The 21,323-nt window shown below is 49.1% G+C and carries 17 protein-coding genes; 12 read left to right on the forward strand and 5 right to left on the reverse strand.

The genetic code is table 11. The annotated features are described in order from the left end of the window. Window positions 1-255 precede the first annotated feature (255 nt). Entirely contained in the window at window positions 256-807 is a 552-nt protein-coding gene (locus EXW93_RS06205) for a beta-class carbonic anhydrase (protein WP_035397969.1), read from the reverse strand. Between the two features lie 336 nt (window positions 808-1,143). Here EXW93_RS06205 and adhE point away from each other — a divergent pair, with 336 nt between their 5' ends. From adhE to EXW93_RS16375, 4 genes are all read left to right on the forward strand, one after another. Beyond that, window positions 1,144-3,738 carry a bifunctional acetaldehyde-CoA/alcohol dehydrogenase gene (adhE, locus tag EXW93_RS06210; protein ID WP_174316152.1) on the forward strand — a complete coding sequence of 865 codons (2,595 nt, stop codon included), beginning with the start codon at window positions 1,144-1,146 and terminating at the stop codon, window positions 3,736-3,738. Between the two features lie 190 nt (window positions 3,739-3,928). After that, complete coding sequence (locus tag EXW93_RS06215) at window positions 3,929-5,329, forward strand: hypothetical protein (protein ID WP_174316153.1); 1,401 nt, start codon at window positions 3,929-3,931, stop codon at window positions 5,327-5,329. 463 nt (window positions 5,330-5,792) lie between these two features. Next, complete coding sequence (locus tag EXW93_RS06220; RefSeq protein ID WP_254606184.1) at window positions 5,793-7,928, forward strand: bifunctional 2',3'-cyclic-nucleotide 2'-phosphodiesterase/3'-nucleotidase; 2,136 nt, start codon at window positions 5,793-5,795, stop codon at window positions 7,926-7,928. Continuing rightward, window positions 7,925-8,506, forward strand: coding sequence for a hypothetical protein (locus EXW93_RS16375; RefSeq protein ID WP_254606185.1), 582 nt, complete (start codon window positions 7,925-7,927; stop codon window positions 8,504-8,506). Before EXW93_RS06220 ends, EXW93_RS16375 begins: the two co-directional genes overlap by 4 nt. Before the next feature lie 38 nt (window positions 8,507-8,544). Here the strand turns inward: EXW93_RS16375 and EXW93_RS06225 are convergent, their stop codons facing one another. Then, complete coding sequence (locus EXW93_RS06225) at window positions 8,545-9,426, reverse strand: LysR family transcriptional regulator (protein WP_174316154.1); 882 nt, start codon at window positions 9,424-9,426, stop codon at window positions 8,545-8,547. Window positions 9,427-9,527: 101 nt separating this feature from the next. Here EXW93_RS06225 and EXW93_RS06230 point away from each other — a divergent pair, with 101 nt between their 5' ends. From EXW93_RS06230 to EXW93_RS06265, 8 genes are all read left to right on the forward strand, one after another. After that, a complete protein-coding gene (locus EXW93_RS06230) occupies window positions 9,528-10,547 on the forward strand; it encodes a ketopantoate reductase family protein (protein WP_174316155.1) in 1,020 nt (339 codons plus the stop codon). Between the two features lie 13 nt (window positions 10,548-10,560). After that, on the forward strand, window positions 10,561-11,298 hold the full coding sequence (locus EXW93_RS06235; RefSeq protein ID WP_023467903.1) for an acetoacetate decarboxylase: 738 nt from the start codon (window positions 10,561-10,563) through the stop codon (window positions 11,296-11,298). Between the two features lie 90 nt (window positions 11,299-11,388). Then, on the forward strand, window positions 11,389-11,907 hold the full coding sequence (locus tag EXW93_RS06240; protein WP_023467904.1) for a GrpB family protein: 519 nt from the start codon (window positions 11,389-11,391) through the stop codon (window positions 11,905-11,907). Next, on the forward strand, window positions 11,900-12,346 hold the full coding sequence (locus tag EXW93_RS06245) for a DinB family protein (RefSeq protein WP_035397955.1): 447 nt from the start codon (window positions 11,900-11,902) through the stop codon (window positions 12,344-12,346). Before EXW93_RS06240 ends, EXW93_RS06245 begins: the two co-directional genes overlap by 8 nt. Before the next feature lie 19 nt (window positions 12,347-12,365). Continuing rightward, window positions 12,366-13,250: an alpha/beta fold hydrolase gene (locus tag EXW93_RS06250; protein ID WP_174316156.1), complete on the forward strand. Its 885-nt coding sequence runs from the start codon at window positions 12,366-12,368 to the stop codon at window positions 13,248-13,250. A gap of 478 nt (window positions 13,251-13,728) precedes the next feature. Next, window positions 13,729-14,850 (forward strand): GTP-binding protein, encoded by a 1,122-nt coding sequence (locus tag EXW93_RS06255; protein WP_174316747.1) that lies wholly within the window; start codon window positions 13,729-13,731, stop codon window positions 14,848-14,850. 111 nt (window positions 14,851-14,961) lie between these two features. Next, the gene (locus EXW93_RS06260; protein ID WP_174316157.1) at window positions 14,962-16,485 is read left to right on the forward strand and encodes a cardiolipin synthase; all 1,524 of its coding nucleotides are present in this window, start codon (window positions 14,962-14,964) and stop codon (window positions 16,483-16,485) included. Between the two features lie 153 nt (window positions 16,486-16,638). Beyond that, window positions 16,639-19,014, forward strand: a complete 2,376-nt coding sequence (locus EXW93_RS06265; protein ID WP_174316158.1) for a glycoside hydrolase family 31 protein — start codon at window positions 16,639-16,641, stop codon at window positions 19,012-19,014. A gap of 75 nt (window positions 19,015-19,089) precedes the next feature. On the opposite strand, the gene EXW93_RS06270 is transcribed toward EXW93_RS06265, so the two are convergent. From EXW93_RS06270 to EXW93_RS06280, 3 genes are all read right to left on the reverse strand, one after another. Then, the gene (locus EXW93_RS06270; RefSeq protein WP_174316159.1) at window positions 19,090-19,884 is read right to left on the reverse strand and encodes an SMI1/KNR4 family protein; all 795 of its coding nucleotides are present in this window, start codon (window positions 19,882-19,884) and stop codon (window positions 19,090-19,092) included. 104 nt (window positions 19,885-19,988) lie between these two features. Further along, window positions 19,989-20,570, reverse strand: a complete 582-nt coding sequence (locus EXW93_RS06275) for a DUF1643 domain-containing protein (protein ID WP_035397944.1) — start codon at window positions 20,568-20,570, stop codon at window positions 19,989-19,991. A 15-nt stretch (window positions 20,571-20,585) separates the two neighbouring features. After that, a complete protein-coding gene (locus tag EXW93_RS06280) occupies window positions 20,586-21,269 on the reverse strand; it encodes a lytic transglycosylase domain-containing protein (protein ID WP_035397942.1) in 684 nt (227 codons plus the stop codon). Between the last annotated feature and the right edge of the window lie 54 nt (window positions 21,270-21,323).

The raw sequence follows: 21,323 nt of genomic DNA on the forward strand, positions 1-21,323 counted from the left end.
CCATGTTGGAATGCTGTCAAGAGTAAAAGTCTGACCTCGTAATCGAAAGATGAATGATACGCTTTTTAGCTCTCCACAAGAAGTTACATTCTGTTATACCCCGAAGCATGAAGTGAGAAGCGTTTTGATCACTGAAAATGACTCATACGAAAAACGTGCCATCCTTCTCCGTTACGAGAAAATATGGCACGTTATTTTTAAATTAAGACGGAGTAGAATATCCGAATCTATTTGCGTTTCTTCTATAGAGAGTGATCAGCAATCGACGACGTCGAGCTTACCGGTACCCGGATCGATGACGAGTCCGTGAACGTTCGTCCCAGGTGGTAGTAATGGATGGTTCTTCACGAGGCTGACCGAGTGAGCGACGCTCTCTTGAACTGACGTGAAACCACGCAACCATTGATTCAAATCAACGCCAGATACTTCGAGCGTGTGAAGAATCTGTTGGTCGATGCCCCGATCCTTCATCTCGTTGATCATGTGGTTAGGATCAATCGTGCTCATGCCGCAGTCGTGGTGACCGATGACGACGACTTCTTCAGCACCAAGAGCATACAACGCGACGAGAATCGAGCGCATGACGGAACCGAATGGGTGCGATAGGATAGCACCGGCATTTTTGATGATCTTCGCATCCCCGTTCTTAAGACCAAGTGCGTGTGGGAGGAGTTCCGTCAAGCGGGCATCCATACACGTCAGGATGACGACCTTTTTGTCTGGGAACTTATCCGAGACGAACTGTTCATACTGTTTTTCGGCGACGAATCGCTCGTTGAAGGCTAGCATTTCCTGTACAACTGACATTCAAGTGTCCTCCTTTAGTGGTAGCTCTTAATATGTACCCCATATCAGAATACAAGATGATGAAACGGCTATCAAGTCAGGAAAATGCGAGGTGTGACAAATCGCACACATCCATGTACATGAAGCAAAACGATGAAAAAGAGGAATTTACAACAGTTGTAAACGTTATCAAAGATGTGATGGAATTCACAGGATGGTCATGCACAAAACAGGAAAAAGGGGTTATGATTGATTTGTGAAGGAAAGCACAAACTATTGAAAAACAGCTTGGCATTCCTGACATAATGGTTAGCAAATCAAACTCAGATTCGTTCCACGACAGGGAGGAAACCACTCATGGCTGTGAAAGAAAAAACAAAATCGACGGCAACGCCGGTCGAACAAGCAGTTGGACAAATCGTTGAAAAAGGGCAACGCGCATTACAAGAATTACTGACATTCGATCAAGAAAAAATCGATACGATCGTTCGGGATATGGCACTTGCCGGACTTGAACGGCACGTCGAACTCGCTCGTCTCGCGGCAGAAGAGACGGGACGCGGTGTCTTTGAAGATAAGATGATTAAAAACATGTTTGCGACAGAATACATCTACAACAGTCTACGTCATGAAAAAACGGTCGGGATTTTAGAAGAAGATGTCCAAAACGGCATCACATATATCGCTGAACCCGTCGGTGTCGTCTGTGGTGTCACACCGGTCACGAACCCGACATCAACGACGATGTTCAAAGCATTGATTGCGATCAAGACGCGCAACCCGATCGTCTTCGCGTTCCACCCATCGGCACAACGTTGTTCCGTTGAAGCAGCGAAAACACTCCGCGACGCAGCCATCAAAGCAGGGGCACCGAAAGACTGTATTCAATGGGTCGAAGAACCATCACTTGAAGCAACGAAAGTCTTGATGAACCATGAAAAAATCGCCATGGTCCTTGCGACAGGTGGAGCAGGAATGGTCAAATCGGCGTATTCAACAGGTAAACCTGCACTTGGTGTTGGACCAGGGAACGTTCCGTGTTACATCGAACAGTCTGCGAAAGTCAAACGGGCAGTCAGCGATCTTGTTCTTTCAAAAACGTTTGATAACGGGATGATTTGTGCGTCTGAGCAAGCCGTCATCGTCGACCAAGAGATTTATGCGACGGTTCGTGCGGAAATGGAAGCACTCGGTTGTTACTTCTGTACACCGGAAGAAAAACAACGCCTCGAATCACTCGTCATCAAAACCGATACGTGTGCCGTCAACGCGGACATCGTCGGAAAACCTGCGACATGGATCGCAGAAAAAGCCGGCATCGATGTTCCGGAAACGACGGTCATGCTCGTCGCAGAACTCGAGAACGTCGGAGCGGCAGAACCATTGTCTCATGAAAAACTCAGTCCCGTCCTCGGTGCGTACCGCGTCGCTTCGACCGAAGAAGCGTTCACGATTGCAGAACAGATGCTTGAAATCGGCGGTCTCGGTCATACAGCCGTCATTCATACGACGAACGATGACTTGATGACAGCGTTCGGACTCCGCATGAAAGCCTGCCGGATCCTTGTCAACAGCCCATCTGCTCATGGCGGAATCGGTGATCTGTACAACGAGTTGACACCATCACTGACACTCGGTTGCGGATCATACGGGAAAAACTCTGTTTCTGAAAACGTGACAGCGAAACACTTACTCAACGTCAAAAAGGTGGCGAGACGACGCGTGAACATGCAATGGTTCAAGGTCCCTGAAAAAATCTACTTCGAAAAGAACTCCGTTCAGTACTTGCGGTCGATGACTGACGTCTCACGTGTCATGATTGTCACTGATCCAACGATGGTACAGTTCGGGTATGCCGATAAAGTAATTCAAAACTTACCACAGTCCGTCAGTTACCGGATCTTCGACCAAGTCGAACCAGATCCATCGGTGACGACTGTTCAGACAGGTGCTCAAGCGATGCGTGATTTCAAGCCTGACTTGATTATCGCCCTCGGTGGTGGTTCGGCGATGGATGCTGCAAAAGGAATGTGGCTCTTCTACGAACAACCGAACGAAACGTTCTCGAACTTGCGTCAAAAATTCCTCGATATTCGCAAACGGGCGTATCAATTCCCGACACTCGGTCGTCAAGCGAAGTTCGTCGCGATTCCAACGACTTCGGGTACGGGTTCAGAAGTAACACCGTTCACCGTCATCACGGATAAAGAGAAAAATGTCAAATACCCGATTGCTGACTATGCATTGACACCAGACGTCGCAATCGTTGATCCAGAATTCGTCATGACCGTCCCGGCTTCAATCACTGCTGATACCGGAATGGATGTCTTGACGCATGCGACAGAAGCATACGTCTCGGTGCTTGCGAACGACTACACGGATGGACTAGCACTCAAAGCAATCAAGATGATCTTCGACTACTTGCCACGAGCATATGCTAACGGATCAGACGCCGAAGCACGCGAAAAAGTGCACAATGCGTCAACGATGGCAGGGATGGCATTCGCGAACGCCTTCCTCGGCATCAACCACTCGATTGCACACAAAATCGGTGGCGAATTCACACACACACACGGACGGACGAACGCGATCCTGATGCCACACGTCATTCGCTATAACGCGTCACGTCCAACGAAACTAGCAGCATTCCCGAAATACGAATCATTCGTCGCGGATGAGCGGTATGCCGACATCGCACGCTACCTCGGTCTTCCGGCAGCAACGACGGAACAAGGGGTCGAATCCCTTATCCAAGCCGTTGCTGATCTTGGACAACGTCTCAACATCAAAATGTCATTCAAGGCGCAAGGCATTCAAAAAGCAGACTTCGAGGCAAAACTCGATAAGATGGCAGTCGATGCCTTCGAGGATCAATGTACGACGGCGAATCCGAAGATGCCGCTTGTCGCTGAGTTACGGACGATCATGGAACAAGCATACGAAGGCATCTAATAGAGAAAAAATACCATGGCACCTGATCGTTCAACCGGCTTCTCACTGTGAGAAGCCGGTTTTTATTTTGGAAATCAGTGGAGACAGTCAGAGAAAAGGTGGGATATAATGGCTGTTGAATGAATTTGATGTTTTTGGTTTCGCTGTAGCAGGAATATTCAAACATCAGACATAAAAAGGAGGAAATGGGATGGAGTCAAGGCAAGAAAGGAAACAACGACGGTTTTCCGTCTGGGATGTCCTGTTTGGCGTCCTTATCGGTCTCATCTTTTTCGGTGTCATCTATGGCGTGATGGCATTTTTGACTTCACAAATCACTTCATCCTCAGACTATCAGGATCTCGTGACGCAGATGCAACAGGCGGATGTCTCCTGGAAAGATGCAGACATCACGGTATCATTGATGCTACTGTTCGTCGGTGGGCTGTCGATCACGATGCCGAGTGCGGTCCGGGAAGGGATCATCAATCAGGTACTCGACGCGAGTTCTGCTGGTGATGTCTTATCGTTGTTTGGGATCGACTTAAAACAGGTCCTCGCACCACTTACGTTCGATGTCTCTTACGGCACGTTACTTTATTCTGTCTTTGGCATCGGTTTAATCGTCCTGTTATTTTTAGTATTACGGATTAAGGCAAGTCGTCTTGGGTGGACGATTCGATCGGTTAGTTTCTTCTTAACCGTCGGGATCATCTGGTTCGTCCTTGCCGGACGCGGAAACGACGTGCCATTCCTCTCGTTACAAGACGGCTATGCGATGAGTGGCATCTTACCGCTTCTCGTCGTCAGTTTGCTTGGTTGGATGGCGTTCTTCCCGCAAAAGTTATCCGGTCTGACAGCTGCTGGACGTGCCAGCTTACTGATTTTGATGCTCGCAAGTACGCTTCAACTCGTCTTTACGGTACAGGACGAAGCGGAATATGACGGCGATTCTTCACTACGGACGGCATTGACCGTCGCGAGTCTGAACGCCGGAAGTGGCGGGATGTACGACTGGATCCACGGCGGTCAAGTCGTGTATCAAGCAGACGTCCTTGGAGCTAATGCGGAAATCCCCGTCTCGATGTTGAACGGGGAGACCTCAACGGATCAGCTCAATGACTCGATCCAAAAAGTCGTCGATGGGATCGACACGGACCGGGTGACAGAACAATTGTTGACGTTACTCGGTGGAGAACGTCCGGATTTGTCAGCAACACAATTGAAGCTCGATCCTGTTGATTACGGCGTCGCGCGGCAGACGATCCAAGTGATTGATGCGGAATCGGCAGGAGCGACGCCACCGAATGTCTCCAGTGAGAGTGCGTATTGGGTGTTGTTGCTCGTAACGTTTGCGATCTACTTCGTCTGTAGTATCCGAAGCTTCAAATCGATCATCGATCCGTTCGTCTTTGCGATCGCGATCGGTGTCATCAGCTTCATCGTCAGTCAAGCTTCGTATGTTCAGTTCGCAATGAAATGGCGCAGTGACGTCTTATTCGAGTTCGCTCAACAGACGGCAGGCTGGACGGTACTATACGCTGCAGGTCTTGCGTTACTTGGTGGAATTCTTGGTTATGTCGTCCGACGGAAACCAGATAAAACGGTGTAAGGGACGTGGAGTGATGAAGCTCCTCCACTAGGAGAGATACCCTGAATGGGGACGACGAACGTTACTGTCATCCTCGCTTTCCACAGACGAGAGGTAAGTCGCGTATCCTAAACTACGACCGGGTCTTACCAGACCCTGACTTAAGCGAAAACCATGCTTTTTTTTCCTGTAGGAGTCGAGAAGGAACAGTTACGTTCTACATCAAGCATAAACGATACGTTTTCAGGTTCATGACCTGAAATGTATCGTTTTTTTACGTGGTTTATCTCATTTGCATCATCTCCTTTTTTTACCATGTAAACTTGGTTTGTAAAGGGAAAATCAACAATGTTAAGCCAGTATTTGGAATTAGTTAAGTAGGTTAAATAAGACGGATGTCCGACCTATTTGAAAGGACTATTAGCTATAATCGAACCATGCTAAATTAATGAAGCAGTCAAAACATCCTGGGGGGAAAATCCATATGAAAAAAGCAACGAAACTCGTCATCGCGTCGACATTGATCGCACCGATGCTCGTACCAGTCGTTCAAGTCAAGACACTTGCTGCCGACAACAGTGTCGTCAAGTTACGCTTCTTAGAAACAACGGATTTACATACGAACTCAATGAACTACGATTACTTCAAGGATGCGCAGGACGAAACGATTGGTCTCGTCAAAGCGGCTACAGTCATCAAAAAGCAACAAGCTGAAGTGGGCGTTACGAATAGCTTCTTGTTCGATAACGGAGATACACTTCAAGGAACGCCATTCGGTGATTACGTCAAGAACCAGTACGACAAAGGAAACAAAGGCAAACATCCGATGTACGAATTGATGGAATACCTTGGTTATGATGCGGTCACGCTCGGAAACCATGAATTCAACTTCGGTCTTGATTTCCTTAAGTCAGCGATGAGTGCTTCGAGCGGTTCAATCAAGTTCGTCAACTCGAACGTATTGGATGCCGTCACGAAAAAGCCAATCGTCGCGGACTACAACAAAGATGGAAAAGACTATCAAATCATCGAACGTCAAGTCAAGGACCAGAATGGTGACATGAAAACAGTTAAGGTTGGTGTGTTCGGAGTCGTCACGCCACAAATCATGGTTTGGGATTCATCGAAACTTACTGGAAAAGTAACGGCTGAAGATATCATCCCGACTGCTAAAGTAACAGCGAAGAAATTAAAAGACGCAGGCGCAGATGTCGTCGTTGCACTCGCACATACAGGGATCGGGGATACGACGGATCAAAAAGATGGTGATGAGAACGTCGGCTACGCGTTAACGAAAGTTGCAGACATCGATGTCTTGATGACAGGTCATCAGCACGGGAAGTTCCCAGCAGCCGATTCAGCGTTCAACAAACTACCGAATGTTGATAAAGAAAAAGGCTTAATCAATGGGAAACCAGTCGTCATGGCAAACACGCAGGGGAAAAACGTCGGTGTCATTGATCTTCAGTTGAAGGAAGTCGACGGGAAATGGGTCGTTGATACGTCTGGCGCTAAACTAGCGGACGTGACGAAAGATACGACAGCAGATGCAGATGCAGTCAAGTTGATCGAAAAGGCGCATGAAGGAACACTTGCTTACATTCGTCAAGAAGTCGGTACGATCAACGATGATATCCAAAGTTTCTTCGCCCTCGCACAAGACGATGATTCAGTTCAGTTCGTAACGAACGCTCAGAAATGGTATGTCGAGAAGCAACTAAAAGAAAATGCCGATCTCGCGAAATACAAAGATCTTCCTTTACTATCGGCAGCAGCACCTTTTAAAACGGGTGGACGAAATCAAGTAAATGCAAATGATTATACATTAATTAAAAAGGGACCGATCGCATTAAAAAATGTTGCCGATCTCTATGTTTATCCAAACACACTACAAGTAGTGAAAATTACTGGAGCAGACGTGAAAAACTGGCTTGAAATGTCTGCCGGTCAATTCAATCAAGTTGGTGCTGAGCAGACGAACTTGTTGAACAAAGACTTCCGCAGCTACAACTTCGATATTCTCGACGGCTTGACATATGAAATCGATATCACGCAACCGGCGAAATTCGACTATAACGGCGCTGAAATAAATAAAGATGCTAACCGTGTCCAAAACATCAAGTATCAAGGAAAAGCGATCGCAGACGATCAAGAATTTCTCGTTGCTACAAATGATTATCGTGCAGGAAGTGCGACATTCCCGGGTGTCGGCGCTGGTAAGAACATCGTCTACAAATCGGCTTACGAAACACGGAACGTCATTTCGGACTTCATCAAAGCGAAACAACCGGTTGATTATAAAGCCGATGACAACTGGTCACTCGTCGCAAGCAAACCGACGACGGTCAGCTTTGATTCAGCGGCTGCAGCTGCACCGTACGTCAAGCGGTATGAAGGCATCACGAACACAGGTGAAACACGTCCAGGTGAGACAGGTACGTTCCTTAAATTCAATATGAACGTTCCGATGAAAGACTTCACGGTCTCGGCGAAAGCAGTTAAACCAGGTGCAAAAGTCGTTACTGGTCAAGCCGTTTCAGGTGCGAAAGTCACAGTCAAACTCGGGGAAAAAGTCCTTGGAACAGCAACAGCAAACGAAGCGGTCAATACGAAGTCGTGACACGTCCGCTCAAATTGCGTGACAAGTTGACGATCGTCTCTGAACTCAGCTTCATGAAGACAGAAACGAACGTCACAGTCGGAACAGGTGTCGTTGCGACACCAGCGATCGATAAAAAGTCAGCAGTCTACGGTTCAACGGTCCTCCGCGGTAAAGCAACGGAAGGTCTTGACGTGACGCTCTATAAAGGATCAACGAAGATCGCGAAAGCGAAAACGACGGCAAGCGGCTTCAAGATTGCGGTCAAGAACGGTCTAACGACAGGTACGTACACGGTCAAGTCGACAGACATCTCGAACAAGATCACGAAAAAGACGTCGTTCACGATCAAGAACACGTATCCGGTCAAAAAATGGTCAGGCAAAAAGACGTTGACAGGTAAAGTCGAAAAAAGACAAATCGTCCGCCTCTACCAAAAAACAGAAGCTGGTTATCAATTGATCGCTCAAGACGTGGCGGATCAGCACGGGAACTATGTCTTGAAGATGCGTAAGGCATTGACGAACGGCTCGTACAAACTCAACATCTATACAGCGAAAGATCATCTCGATCAGTCACGCTACTTCATCACGAAGTAATATCTCACACGGATGTCTGCATATGCAGGCATCCGTTTCTATTTGGCTAGATATGTGCGTTGTGAGAGTAGAAATCGTTTAATGCGTTCGTAGATGGTTGCTTGCTCGACTGTTAATTGATTCGTCGCGTGCGACATGTAGAGTCGTGACGTAATGGTAAACACATCGTCTGTGATGAAGGGAAGTCCCATCTCGCGACAGACGGAGACGGGAACGAAGCTGAAATACCGTTGCTGGCGTAAGGCGAGTTGCAGTGAGACGTCATCAATATAGTGCGAGGTATCGGCATAGATGTTTAGTTCCGCCATCTTCAATTGGATGAAGCGGTTGTAGTCCTTATTGTGGGAGGGAAACAAAAAGGCAGTTTCCGTTGCATCCGCATAGAGAGCCGTAATCGCTTCTTTCTCTGAATGGGAAGCAGGATAGGTGATGACGATATCTTCCTCCACGATCGGTTCGCTCGTAATGAGCGGGTGCTTGAGTTCCATAAAGCTAATCGAGAAATGGAATTCTTGATGAAGCAGACCGCTTAAAATGTCGCGGTTCGAGAGGATGTCCGAATTGAACAAGGGCGCCGTCTGCGGTAGGAGAAATTCTCGTAGAATCAATTGGATGAAGCGACCATGCGAACTGGCAAGACTAAGTGGCGTTTCGGTAGAGGCATCATTTCGCGCCATGCGTTCCTGGACCCGTGTTAGCTCGTGTTCGATTTTTTCGACGGACTGCAGTAGAAGTCGTCCATTGTCGGTCAAGCTGATCGTTCTGCCTTTTCGATGAAATAACGTCGTGTTCAATTCACGCTCCAGTTTTTTGATCGTCGTACTAAGGGCAGGCTGACTGATGAATAATCGTTCGGCAGCACGCGTCACGTTCAATTCCTCCGCGACGTGACGAAAATAATTCAAATGTAAGAGTTCCATGATATCCTCCCAACATAACCTATAGGTTATTAAAATATATAAATATATATATTTCTGTTTATGATAAAACCAGTATATCGTAAATACCAGAGGTGATAGATATGAAAATCGGAATTTACGGAGCAGGATCACTAGGAACCATCATGGGAGCTTATTTAAGTCAACAGTATGAGGATGTCGATTTGATTGATACGAATCGCGCACATATCGAAGCGCTGAACACAACAGGCGCGCATGTCATTGGACCAGATTTGACGCAAGCCGTCCAGGCGATGCATCCGGATGACATTACGGAGATGTACGATATCGTATTGTTGCTGACGAAACAGGTCTACAATGAAACGGTCCTGGCGAAAGTCCGGACGATCTTGAAGGAAGACGGTATTCTCGTCTCCTTGCAAAACGGTGTACCGGAAGAATTCATTCAACAACAGATTCCACGCGAACGCATCATCGCGGGATCCGTCGAGTTCGGAGCGACATACGTCGGACCAGGCAAATCACGTCTGACATCGGATTACGAGCACTTCAAGACGTATGCGATGCAAATCGGTGAACTGGATGGCAAGAAGACGGACCGAATCGTCCATCTGAAGGGCATCCTTGATCACATCGGTGGGACGGAGATCTCTGATAATCTACCGGGAACGAAATGGTCAAAACTCGTCATCAATAGTACGTTCAGTGGATTATCCGCTGCGTGTAACGGTACGTATGGCGACGTTCTCGATCATCCGGTCTTGTTACGGGCAGCGATTCATACGATGCAGGAAGTCGTTGAAGTCGGTCACGCCCACGGCATCACATTCGCACCGATGAGTACGTTTGAGCCGGCAGCTTACGCAACACTAGACGATATCGATGAAAAACTGAGCACCGTGCCACGATTGATGCACGGGTCGCGTGACTTAGAAGCGAGTATGTTGCAGGACTTACAAAAAGGGCAACCGACCGAAATTCGTTTCATTAATGGGATCGTCACGATGTATGGCAACACATACGATATCAAAACACCATTCAACTCACTCATTCAAGAAATCGTCGAAGAAGCGCAAGCAGCGAAGACGGTTCCAGATTTTGAAACAAGTGTCGCACGCTTTGCCGCATTGTTAAACGCATGAAGGAGGGATTCAGATGAGACAGGAAGATGTAAAAAATATCGTCGCGACGCCGATTAATGCACCGGTCTTTCCGGCGGTCGATATCTTCTTTCGAAATCGGGAATACTTGAACATCATCTATGAGACGGACATCGAAGCGTTACAAGCAGTCGTTCCGGAACCGCTCGAGGTGCTGAGTAATCAGATCAAGTTTGAGATTATTAATATGCCGGATAGCACAGGTCTTGGGAGTTATCTCGAGTGCGGGCAAGTCATTCCGGTTCGGTATCAAGAAGAGGTCGGTGAGTTTTATCTCTCGATGTATGTCAACAATCAGCCGGCGATCGCTTCTGGTCGTGAAGTGGCTGCGTTTCCGAAGAAGTATGGTTCACCCCGGCTTTATCTCGACAATGATGTACTCGTTGGAACGCTTGACTATCATTCGCTCCGCGTTGCCCAAGCGACGATGGGATACAAGTATGTTCCGATGGCGGTCGAAGAGGCACAATCGATTGTCGGTGCGCCGCAGTTCATGCTCAAACAGCATCGCGGTTATCAAGGCGAGTTGATCATCTCCGAACTGACGCGGAGTCAAATCACGGATCTTGAGATTAAAGAAGCATACCGTGGACCGGCGCGACTTCAGTTATTCGAACATGTCATGGCACCACTCGCTGACTTCCCTGTTCGGAAGATCGTCGATGCCCAGCATATCATCGCTGATCTTCGACTTGGTGGACCTGCGAAACTGTATGATTATTTAACGGATTAACGACTCTCTAACATTAACGACCTCCAAAATGGATGGTCGTTTTGTTTTACCCCAAAAACTGGCATACTGAATTGAGAGGGGGAAACGACCATGCGACAAGTCATTGTGTTACCGTATCAATCAGAATGGGCGAGTGAATACTCACGAGAAGCGGATCAGTTACGAGAGGTTTTCGGAGCACGTCTTAAGCAGATCCATCATATGGGAAGTACATCAGTTCCGGGACTCGCTGCAAAACCGATCATCGATATCTTACCCGTCGTCGATACACTCGAGGGAATTGAGCAGTTCGACGGACGGATGGAAGCGCTCGGTTACGAAGCGAAGGGTGAATTCGGGATGCCGGGGCGTCGGTACTATCGAAAAGGTGGAGACGAACGGACGCATCACATCCATCTCTATGCGGCAGGAAATCCAGAAATCATGCGTCATCTCGTCTTTCGGGATTACTTACGTACCCATCCAGAAGAAGCCGCTGCTTACGGAGCATTAAAGGAACAATTAGCAACGACATATCCGCTTGATATCGAAGCCTATATCGCCGGCAAGGATGCGTTCGTCAAGGAACTCGAACACCGCGCAATCGCTTGGAAGAATGCGCATGACTGACTGGGAACATGCCCTCATTCGCCATGTCGGTGTTGGTGTAAAGACGTCGAAAGCATTATTTGAGAAAATCGAGGTGCAGGATTGGGACGCGCGACCAATCCCCGGGAAACGGACCGTCGGTGAAGTCGCTGTCCATCTCGCTGTGTTACTTGAAGCCGATTTGATGCTAGCAGAAGGGGCGACGGCTGAAGCAATGCAGGCGTTTTATACGGAACCGGTACCGCGCGATCAGTTAAATGAACGAATCAATCGTGCGTTTTCTATCTATCAGAAGAAAGTCACGACCGGATTTACGACGCGTCCGACGTACTGGGGCGTTACCGACTCGATGAACGGCTGGGCAATCGAAGCAGCCGTGCATCTCTATCATCATCGATCCCAGTTATTTGATTACTTGAACATCCTTGGGTACGAGCTAGAGATCTCGTTATTTGAATGAATGGAAGTAGGGGTAGTGTATGGAATATATCGTTGAAACATCAGCCGGTCGCTTTGATACCCGGCTGACAGGAAGTGGGGACGTCACATTCGTCCTCGACCACGGGATGATGTCGAACCGACACCAGTGGGGCTGGTTACGAACTGAATTATTGAAACGGGGGCGGGTCTTTGAATATTCGCGTCTCGGGTATGGTCGGTCGAGTCGTGGCAAAAACAAACGACTCTTTACGCATCAAGCGGATGAGCTCGCGGACGTCTTACGGATGCTTCGTGTCGAAGGACCGTATGTCTTCATCGGGCACTCGCTCGGAGCCTATATCTCGCTCGCGAGTGGACGATTGTTTGCAGACGAGACACGCGGCATTGTCTTGCTCGATCCCTCGCATCCCGATGTCGACGAGGCATTACCGAACTGGTACGAACGAACACAAGAGGAGTGGAATCGATTCCTCTATTTCCTTAGTCACGTCCGACCGATCGCCTGGATGATTCCTGATCGTCTCGGCAAAAAGATGTTCAGTGTCTTACCGGAAGCCGATCAATTACCGATGTGGCGGCATTTTGCGGCACCTGGACATTGGCGGGGGACGCTCGACGAATGGCAAACGGTCGAGGAGAACAATCAGCTGATTCTTTCGTTGCTTGAAGACGTGACACAGCCGGTCCTCGTCCTGTCCGCTTCGAATTGGGCGGGTGGTATGCCAGAAAGTTGGTTAAATCCAGCATTGACCGAACAAATCAATGCGGCTCACGCTGCGTTCGCCGATAGTTTACCGAACGGGGTGTATCATGTGATTGCGGATACAAATCATTACACGATTGCCGGGTTTTCGCACGAGGCAGCGGAGCGGATCACGGATTTGATTGGTACAACATGGGATTTACCGATTCAAAGTCAGTAGTAAGGTTACGCTTTTTCGTTTCTCTCGAATCGTTTTCCTGGGACAAGCATCGCACCGCTTCACTTCGTTGCAGGGTCGCTTCTGCTTGTATTTCCCTAGAAAGCGATTCCGAGCTAAAAAACGTTTTTTTCTTGTGCTTCGGAATATCTGACGGAGCTGACTCTAAAGCCAGTATCTACAAAAAATGACGCGTCACACGCCACTCCTACAGGAAAAAGCGCATTATGCGCTGTCAGAGACAAACAAGACCCGCTTTCCTGCTTGAAGGAAGCAGGAAAACTGGCTTGTGTCTCGCCTGAGGAAAGGGCGTGAGAAGATGCGTCATTTTTTTTGGAGTCAGACCGGTCTACTCCTTGAGTCGATGCTTATCGGCTTTTTTTTAGGGAACAAAATAAATCGAAATCATTACGATTGACGTCAGGTAAAAAGTCGGTTACTCTATAAAACGTAATGATTACGTTTTAGGAGATGAATGATGATGCAACCGATATCGATCACCGTTTTATCTGGATATCTTGGATCCGGTAAAACGACACTATTGAACCATTTACTACATAATCGCGAAGGGCGCCGCCTTGCGATCATCGTCAACGACATGAGTGAGGTCAACATTGACGCGGCATTGATTGAGCAAGGCGGGTTCTCGCGGACGGAAGAGTCGTTCGTCACACTTTCGAACGGGTGCATTTGCTGCACGTTACGTGACGATTTATTACTTGAAGTCAAACGCCTCGTCGACCAAGGCGATATTGACGGTATCGTCATCGAGTCGAGTGGTATCTCGGAACCGATTCCGGTCGCACAGACTTTTACGTACGAAGATACGGACAGTGCCATCGACTTATCACAAGTCACGAAAATCAACGCGATGGTCACGGTCATCGATGGATATCGTTTTCTGAAGGACTTCGAGTCTGGTGAATCGTTGATTGAGCGGAAACAGGCAGTCGATGAAACAGACGTGCGCGAAGTCGTCGATCTACTCGTCGATCAAGTCGAGTTCGCGGACATCATCGTCTTGAATAAAGTCGATCGCCTGACACCGGAAGAGCGCCATACCGTCATCGGTTATCTAAAGGCATTAAATCCAGTTGCCCGTTTGATCGAGGCGACGTATGGTCAAGTCGATCCGGCAGACATCTTAGATGTTGATCTATTTGATTTTGAACAAGCGGCAGCGAGTGCTGGTTGGATCCGTGAGTTGAATGCGGAAGAACATATTCCGGAAACGGAAGAGTATGGGATCAGCTCGTTCGTCTACAAGCGCGACGTGCCGTTCCACCCGGAGCGTTTGCTTGCCTTGATCGAAGACTGGCCGCAAGAAGTCGTCCGGGCGAAGGGATTCTTATTCCTTGCGACACGTCCCGAGATGGCATTGCTGTTCCATCAGGCAGGATATGCGTCGAACATGGAATACGCTGGTCGTTTTGCATCAGATGAGGATCGACGGACCGAACTCGTCTTGATCGGCATCGGACTAGAACAAGAGAAGCTCGAAGCGCTATTCGATGCGTGTCTCGTCCAAGCAGACGAAACGGACTGGGCGTCATTGAATGATCCAATTCCTGGTCGCGAGATGTACGAAGAAACATTTTTATAAGAGGTCAATCTTTCGAGAAACCGTATCTGCGGTTTCTCTTTTTTGTTATATTTTCATAGTGAATGGGGAAAGAATACTAGTGAAGGTATGTTAATTGAAGGAGGAAAATCTGTGCGCAACCGGATTTTACAATTCGCACTCGTATTTTTAGTCGCCGGTGGCATCATTTGGGGACTATATCAACTCGGCTATTTATTTTATGTCTTAACGATTTCAGCGACGGTCGTGCCGCTCGCCGTCATCATGATCATTTTCATCGAAAACCGGACAGCAGAATCAACGATCGCTTGGTTCCTCGTTCTGATTTTCTTACCAATTCTCGGAGTCATCATCTGGTTGATGTTCGGTCGGAATCCACGGCGCCGCCGTCGGAATCGTCGTTCGCATGACGAACGGAAATTGCTCAAGCAAGCGATTCGTCCAGTTCGGTCGCTTGCTGTCAGTGAGTTGCCACCGAATCACTTGAAGCTTGCGAACACGATTCGTAACTTCGGTGGCGGCGGGGTGGACGTTCATACAGCAAGTGAAATCCTGACGAACGGGGAAGAGACGTTCCCAGCGATTTTGGACGCGATTCGTCAAGCGCAGCATCATGTCCACATCCAGTACTACATTTATCGGAACGATGAGACAGGCAAGGCAATCCGTGAAGCGTTGATGGAACGACTCGAAGCCGGAGTAACGGTGCGGTTCATGTATGACGGACTCGGAAGCTATATGCTCGGTGAGAACTTCCTGCGCCCGCTACGCGACGCTGGAGCGCATATCGCAGCCTATGATCCAATCTCGAGTCCCTTGTTCATCTTCACGGCAAACTTCCGCAATCACCGAAAAATCGTCGTCGTTGATGGAAAAGTTGGCTTCACCGGCGGATTGAACGTAGGGGATGAGTACGACGGCAAGAGTAAGAAGTTCGGGTTTTGGCGTGATACGCATTTGCGGCTCGAAGGACGTGCCGTCAAAGAATTACAAGCGACGTTCCTCGACGACTGGATCTATGCCCAAATCGAATCGGATGACACATGGGAGACGTTTGCGGGGGATGAGTCAATCCACCAGTACTTCCCGAAACATGATGTGGCGTCAGACGGGGCGATTCAAATCGTCACGAGCGGACCGACCTCAAAGGACCCCGCGATTCGTAATGCCTTGATTGCCGCGATCATCGCAGCGCAACGTTCGATCTGGATTGCGACACCGTACTTGATTCCGGACAATGAGACGATGACGCTACTCCGACTCGCGGCACGTGCCGGACTCGACGTCCGCATCCTGACACCGGGTAAAGGCGATAGTTTTACGTCTTATTACGGGACCCGGTCCTACTTCGGACCACTTCTGAAGGACGGCGTCAAGATTTACACGTACAACCGTCACTTCATCCATGCGAAACTGTTTCTCGTCGACGGGAAGATCGGTGCCGTCGGAACAGCAAACATGGACATTCGCAGTTTTGTTCTCAATTATGAACTAATGGCGTTCCTGTATGACACAGAAAGTACGGAACAGCTCGAGCGTGACTTCATCGCTGATTTCGATGTCTCGATTCAGTTATCATCGAATGATTACGTCAAACGTCCGCTCCGCTTCCGCATTTTTGAGTCGCTCTCGCGCTTGATTTCACCCTTATTATGACGCAACGTCCCGCATCGATTTTCAGGTGCGGGACGTTTTTTGGGTTCATTCTTCCTTGAAGTGGGAACATGAACTCTTATACACTAGATGTGTAATCGGTTGCACACTACTTAGCCTGGAAGGAAGTGAAAGGGGCGTAAGTCCCGAACCCGTATGCGAACAATTGATGAATCCCATTTCTACACGCGCGACATGAAACCACAAGCACGACCAGACGCCATCATCCAAGGAGATGTCTACCGTTTCACGGTCTTGACGAGTCGCATGATTCGACTCGAGTACGCGGCGGATGGACAGTTCGAGGATCGACCGACCCAAACGGTCTTCAATCGTGATTTCCCGGTACCTGCTTACCGCATCGTCGAAAACGAGGAAGAATTGCAAATCATCACCGAGCACGTCCATCTGCATTATACGAAGGGACCGTTCGCTGCGAACACACTTTATATCGATGTCTTAGGGAACTTCAGTACCTACTACAGCCGCTATACGTTCGGCGGACCGCTCCGGACGTTAAAAGGAACGGCACGGACGCTTGATCATGCGGACGGCGTCATCCCACTTGAAGAAGGGATTCTTTCACGACAAGGTTACGCGGCGATCGACGACTCGAACGCCTTCGTCCTGACGGAAGACCACTTCGTCGAACCGCGACGCTCCGGTACGCATGACATCTATTACTTCGGATACGGTCACGACTACAAACAGGCACTGCGTGACTTCTACCACCTGACAGGACCGACGCCGATGTTACCACGTCAGGTACTCGGCAACTGGTGGAGTCGCTACTGGCGTTATAGTGAGAAGGAATACAAGGATTTGATGACGCGCTTCAAGACGGAAGACATTCCGTTCTCGGTCAGTGTCATCGATATGGACTGGCACGTCACCGATATCCCGGAACGGTACGGGAGCGGCTGGACGGGCTATACGTGGAACCGTGATCTATTCCCGGATCCACGCGGATTCTTACAATGGTTGAAGGATGACGACCGGATGGTAACGCTCAACTTGCACCCGGCGGACGGTGTGCGTGGGTTTGAAGAAGCCTACGAGGCGATGGCGGTCGCGATGGGCGTCAATCCCGAATCGGATGTCCGGATCCCATTTGATTTCTCGGACCGGACGTTCATCGAGAACTACTTCACGAAGCTTCATCACCCGCACGAGGCAGATGGCGTCGACTTCTGGTGGATCGACTGGCAGCAGGGCGCGAACTCGAAGATGAAAGGGCTTGATCCGCTCTGGATGCTCAATCATTATCACGCGCTCGATATCGCCCGCGATGGCAATCGACCGTTGATCTTCTCACGTTACGCGGGACCCGGAAGTCACCGCTATCCGGTTGGTTTCTCAGGCGATACGATCATCTCGTGGGCATCACTCCAATTCCAGCCGTACTTCACGGCGACAGCGTCGAACATCGGTTATGGATGGTGGAGCCATGATATCGGGGGACACCAACGGGGAGAGAAAGATGACGAGTTATCGACACGTTGGCTCCAATACGGTGTCTTCAGTCCGATCACGCGCCTGCACAGTACGATGAGCATCTTCAACGGGAAAGAACCGTGGCGTTATTCGACCGATGCGGCGAACGTCATGAAGAAATATTTACGACTTCGGCACCAGCTCGTGCCGTACATCTACACGATGAATGCCCGTAATCACTTTGACGGCTTGCCACTCGTCTCACCGATGTACTATGAGCATCCGGAAGACGATCAAGCATACAACGTTCCGAATCAGTTCTACTTCGGAACGGAATTGATCGTCGCGCCGATGGTCACACCAATGCACCGGAAGCTGCACATGACGGCGACGACAGCGTGGTTGCCGGAAGGGGAATGGTTCGATTTCTTCAATGGGCACCGATACCGCGGCGGCAAGCAGATCCGTCTGTTCCGTTATCTCGAAGACCAAGGTGTACTCGCAAAAGCCGGTGCGATCGTTCCACTCGGTCGTCATCTCGAACAGTCGAATGCCCTGCATAATCCGGACGATCTCGAAGTCGTCGTCTTCCCGGGAGCATCGAACCGCTTTACCTTGTTCGAAGACGATAGCACAGGTGTCGCGCACCGCGACGGTGTCAACGTTGAGACGACGTTTGCGCTCGACTGGGAAGCACGTGAGTTGACGATCGCGGCACCAACCGGACACCGTGACTTGCTACCCGAAAACCGCTCGATTACGTTGATCTTACGTGGAGTCCGTGAAGGATACGTTCAGCGCGACGGAGAGAGTGTCACCGGCGTCTATGATCATGCGACGCAGTCCCTTCGCGTTGAACTGGGTGAAGTGACCGATACGATCACGTTGTCGCTCCAAGTCGAGATCTCGACGAACGAGAATAAGATGGACCGGTTGTATGCGTTCCTCGACCAAGCGGAAATCAGCTATGATTTAAAGGATCGTCTCTACCGTCTATTGTCACAAAAGCTCGACCCGGTCAACATGATGCACCAGTTGCAAGCACTTGAACTCGAGAAGGATCTCGTCGACTGTCTGCTTGAGTTGATGTTGTCTTAAACGATTGGATAGATATGCGAAAAAGCCAGTATTCGTCATCCGAATGGACGAGGAATACTGGCTTTATGGTTTAGGTCAAAACTCTTCCTCATCGTCGATCCGAGACAATATATCTTCTGCATCGAGATCATCCTCTTTACTGAGGATCAAGGCCGTGACGTCGGCTCGTTTCTGTTCTAACAACTCCGGGTTGTTCGTCAAGACTTCCATGAGGTAATACGCATAGGAGTCGAGGAAATCAGGATGGTCGTTTCGTTCAATCAGTGTCATGAACGCTTCAACGAGTTCTTCCTGTTCTTCATCGAGAATCATCCAGTGGGAGTAGGCGAGGAGCTTTTCATTTTCGTCATCTCCACGAAGGATATCCTTGATTTCGGGTAGCGTCAGCAGTACGAATTCTGACATGACAACTTCCGGAACATCAGTACTTAGCTTCGTTAACCACTCGTCATAGGTCGCTGCGACGAAATGTGTCGTCTCATCTGAAATATCGAGGCACCAGACAGTCGGCTCGGCGGCTTCCGTAAAATGGAAGTACCAAAAATAGCTACCTTCTCCTTCCGCGAACATCATGACGTTTCCCTCGACGTCCCATTCCCAGAGGACCGACAATTCGTCCAGATACCGTTCGAATGTCAATGACGTCATGGAGCGGAGTGGGAGGTGTAATCCGGTTTCTTCGTCCGACCATGTATTTTCGAACTCGACCATCACGGCCATGGCTTCCGGAACACCACCGTTTTGTTCCTGGATTTGTTCGAGGTAACGGACGGGGAGTCGACCGTTGACGGCTTGCTCGATTCGTTTAATGTCTGTTTCTTTGACTGAAATCATCGGTTCTTCCTGTAATTCTTCATCCCAAAATGGCATCGTATGACCTTCCTTGCTATGTAATATGTAGACTTTGATTATACGCGAAGTTGATGGAAAATGTTTCAAAAAAGACCCTTGCCGTTATGGAAGGGTCCATTGCGTCATTTACGACGCAATTTTTTCGCTTTTTGTTTCATGTCGTTGTACGTGATCATCGGGCTATCGTCCATCGTCAAGCGCAGATGGTTCGGTTCGCCTTTGTTCGTAATGCCGGAGCAGTACAAGATGTCGGCATATTCATTGAATAGATCCTCGTAAGCCGGTAAATGGTGCATCAGTCGACCAGGCGATCCCCAGCCACAGAGGACGACGCCATTTTTCGCTTTGACTTCAGCAAGTGTCTTTGCGACGAACTCATAGTTCGTCTCATCGAAGCTCGCTTGCGCGAACGGCAGATCCTCGCTGACGAGCAGGTCCGGCATCAAACTGATGATGTCATATTGCTTAACAGGATCACTGACATATTTCTTCATCAAATTGTACGCACGTTGTGTCGTCGTTCCAGAGAGAAAGGCGTCCGTCGTCCGTGGTGTGTAGATTAAAGCGGCGACGTGCGTACCTTCTGCGATGTCGTCAAAGATGTAGCTGCGTAAATAGCGTTTCGTCTTGTCTCGATCAAACGTCGTCTGGACGCGGATCGACGATTCCTCAATCAAGAGTTCGGAAGAATCGGCTGGTGTCATGGGTGGTGCCTCCTTTTAATTGGTCAAACGTGAGCTGATGCGAAGGAAGAACGCGAGTGTCTTCTTCTTGAGATCGAGGTCGTTCGCATCGATCGCCTCGACGTGTTGCTGGTAACGATCATATTGGGCGAGCACGTCAGAAACATATTGTTCACTGCGATTGTATTCAAACAGTGCTGTCGCGAGCGTGTCTCGGTCCGAGGTCTTCGTAACATCGTGTTGTTTCAGGTATTTCGCTGCCGTGTGGGCGCTGTCGACGAGACTCGTTGGGTCAGCTTTGCCGTCGCCGTCCGCGTCGACTCCGAGACCACCATATTTTTTGATGGCTTCCGGATCCGTGACGTCGATGCCGTCATGCTCGATGTCACCGAGCGACGTGCCGCCTTTGTATCCCCAACCGACCCATGTTTTCGGCATGAATTGGAACGGGCCGATGGCGCCAACGGACGATTGCATCGCTGACGAGTTTGAGAAGATCGTCTCGACGCGATGAATGGAGGCGAGGAGCTTCCAGTCGATGCCGTAACGTGCCGCGGCTTGTTCGTAGATGTCGATGTTCTCGGCAGGTACGCCATGCTGTCCATAATACGTACGATACATTTCATTTTGAACACGTTCCCGATTTTGCCAGTAGATGAAACTACTGACGATGAGGGCGAACAGTACGAACAAGATGCTGATTCGAAAAACTTTTCGCATGTTGTTCTCTCCTCTGTATAGGATTCCACTGAATGGTATCATATTTTAGTAGGG

This window comes from Exiguobacterium sp. JMULE1, from assembly GCF_013337175.1.
GTDB lineage: Bacteria > Bacillota > Bacilli > Exiguobacteriales > Exiguobacteriaceae > Exiguobacterium_A > Exiguobacterium_A indicum.

Coding starts and splice junctions, on each gene's coding strand:
- EXW93_RS06205 (WP_035397969.1), bottom strand. CDS start 807: ATGTCAGTTGTACAGGAAATGCTAGCCTTCAACGAGCGATTCGTCGCC.
- adhE (WP_174316152.1), top strand. CDS start 1,144: ATGGCTGTGAAAGAAAAAACAAAATCGACGGCAACGCCGGTCGAACAA.
- EXW93_RS06215 (WP_174316153.1), top strand. CDS start 3,929: ATGGAGTCAAGGCAAGAAAGGAAACAACGACGGTTTTCCGTCTGGGAT.
- EXW93_RS06220 (WP_254606184.1), top strand. CDS start 5,793: ATGAAAAAAGCAACGAAACTCGTCATCGCGTCGACATTGATCGCACCG.
- EXW93_RS06225 (WP_174316154.1), bottom strand. CDS start 9,426: ATGGAACTCTTACATTTGAATTATTTTCGTCACGTCGCGGAGGAATTG.
- EXW93_RS06230 (WP_174316155.1), top strand. CDS start 9,528: ATGAAAATCGGAATTTACGGAGCAGGATCACTAGGAACCATCATGGGA.
- EXW93_RS06235 (WP_023467903.1), top strand. CDS start 10,561: ATGAGACAGGAAGATGTAAAAAATATCGTCGCGACGCCGATTAATGCA.
- EXW93_RS06240 (WP_023467904.1), top strand. CDS start 11,389: ATGCGACAAGTCATTGTGTTACCGTATCAATCAGAATGGGCGAGTGAA.
- EXW93_RS06245 (WP_035397955.1), top strand. CDS start 11,900: ATGACTGACTGGGAACATGCCCTCATTCGCCATGTCGGTGTTGGTGTA.
- EXW93_RS06250 (WP_174316156.1), top strand. CDS start 12,366: ATGGAATATATCGTTGAAACATCAGCCGGTCGCTTTGATACCCGGCTG.
- EXW93_RS06255 (WP_174316747.1), top strand. CDS start 13,729: ATGCAACCGATATCGATCACCGTTTTATCTGGATATCTTGGATCCGGT.
- EXW93_RS06265 (WP_174316158.1), top strand. CDS start 16,639: ATGCGAACAATTGATGAATCCCATTTCTACACGCGCGACATGAAACCA.
- EXW93_RS06270 (WP_174316159.1), bottom strand. CDS start 19,884: ATGCCATTTTGGGATGAAGAATTACAGGAAGAACCGATGATTTCAGTC.
- EXW93_RS06275 (WP_035397944.1), bottom strand. CDS start 20,570: ATGACACCAGCCGATTCTTCCGAACTCTTGATTGAGGAATCGTCGATC.
- EXW93_RS06280 (WP_035397942.1), bottom strand. CDS start 21,269: ATGCGAAAAGTTTTTCGAATCAGCATCTTGTTCGTACTGTTCGCCCTC.